Origin of the sequence: Candidatus Symbiopectobacterium sp. (genome assembly GCF_020054415.1) — a bacterium.
Lineage (GTDB): Bacteria > Pseudomonadota > Gammaproteobacteria > Enterobacterales > Enterobacteriaceae > Symbiopectobacterium.
The window spans coordinates 1-1,685 of sequence record NZ_JAHWCO010000269.1 but is presented as its reverse complement, the minus strand read 5'-3'; the positions used below and the strand labels follow the sequence as shown (position 1 = coordinate 1,685).

Below are 1,685 nucleotides of genomic sequence, written 5' to 3'. Positions count from 1 at the left end.
GTGGGTGAAGCCATGGCCATGGTCAAAGCGCTTAACCGGATCACGCTATTAGGAATGCCGAACAGTATTCGCATCACGTAACAATCGACCCGTATGGGGCGCAGTCGTTACAAGTTCTGATTTATTCAACAAAGCCGCTAAAACGATAAAAAAGTTAGGTTCCCGGATGATCGATACGATGCGAAAAAGTGATCGACCTTAGATGCGAATCGATGATCGATCGCATGCGAATGTGCAGCTAAGCCCTTGGGTTAACCATTTTTGGCTCCATATTCAGAGATGATTACTCCCGCTGCTGCGGGAGTTATACCTTATGTTGAACCAAACGCTATTGAACAGCGACGATCAGCATGGGCACCGATCCATCTGGAGAACACATGAAAACCAAACTCAATGAACTGCTCGAATTTCCCTGCTCATTCACCTACAGGGTGATGGGACACGCGCAGCCAGAATTGGTAGAACGCGTTGTCGAAGTGGTGCAACGTCATGCGCCGGGCGACTATAGCCCGCAGGTCAAACAGAGTAGCAAAGGCAATTACCATTCGGTTTCCATCACCATTACCGCCACGCACATTGAGCAAGTCGAAACGCTCTATGAAGAGTTGGGCGCTATCGATATCGTACGCGTTGTACTGTAAGGGCATGACGCCTACCCGACCGGATAATCGCGGGAAAATGTGTTTCAGCGCTGTTCGCTGGCGCGTCCCGCGACTATAATCGGATCCATTGTTTTCCTTAACCTGAAGATCACGATGTTGCTACAGGATAAGATCATCGTACGTCAGCTTGGCGTACAACCCTATGAGCCCGTCTCATTGGCGATGCACCAGTTTACCGATTTGCGTGACACGCAAAGCGCGGATGAGCTCTGGTTGGTGCAGCACCTTCCCGTTTTTACCCAAGGTCAAGCTGGCAAGGCAGAGCATCTGCTCACTACCGGCGATATTCCAGTGATTAAAAGCGATCGCGGCGGCCAGGTGACCTATCACGGACCGGGCCAGCAAGTGATGTATGTGCTGGTGGATTTAAAACGCCGAAAAGTGGGCGTGCGGGAACTGGTCACCGCCATTGAAAATACCGTGGTCGATACACTGGCACAGTTCGGTATCACCGCTCATGCCCGCGCTGATGCGCCGGGTGTGTATGTGCAGGAATCTAAAATCTGTTCACTCGGACTACGCATTCGTAAGGGCTGCTCTTTCCATGGGCTGGCACTCAACATCAATATGGACCTGACGCCGTTCCTGCGTATTAACCCGTGCGGCTATGCGGGCATGGTAATGACGCAGGTCAGCCAGCATGTACCCTGCGTGGAAGTGGCAGATGTCGCATCGCTATTGGTCGCGACCTTTATGCAACAGCTTGGCTACACGCAACAAGCGCCACTGGTATGGGATTGTGCCTCTCATGGCGCGCCCGTACCGCGCAGTATATCGGCATGAAATGGTGCCGTTGGGTTTATGCTTATCGGTGCCAAATCACATTCAGTTTACATTATTTATGCATTTGTGCGACGTAAAGGCTGAATGTCAGAAAGCAAAGATGGGGCTTTGTTGAATAAATAGAACTTTTGGGTAATCATCGGAGCAGATCACCACAGTTGTTTCAAAATCAGGTCTCCATGGCAAAACAAAATTTTAAAATCACCAACTGGCCCTCTTATAACAAGGCCCTCAAGCAGC

At 50.5% G+C, this 1,685-nt stretch carries 2 protein-coding genes and 1 pseudogene; all 3 read left to right on the top strand.

The window, feature by feature from the left end; genetic code table 11:
• A pseudogene (locus QZ506_RS07750) lies at nt 1–81 on the top strand (lipoprotein); the annotation flags it as partial.
• Nucleotides 82–377: 296 nt separating this feature from the next.
• Entirely contained in the window at nt 378–641 is a 264-nt protein-coding gene (ybeD, locus tag QZ506_RS07745; RefSeq protein WP_291970206.1) for a DUF493 family protein YbeD, read from the top strand.
• Between the two features lie 114 nt (nt 642–755).
• Entirely contained in the window at nt 756–1,445 is a 690-nt protein-coding gene (gene lipB, locus QZ506_RS07740) for a lipoyl(octanoyl) transferase LipB (protein WP_291970204.1), read from the top strand.
• The last annotated feature ends 240 nt before the right edge of the window (nt 1,446–1,685 follow it).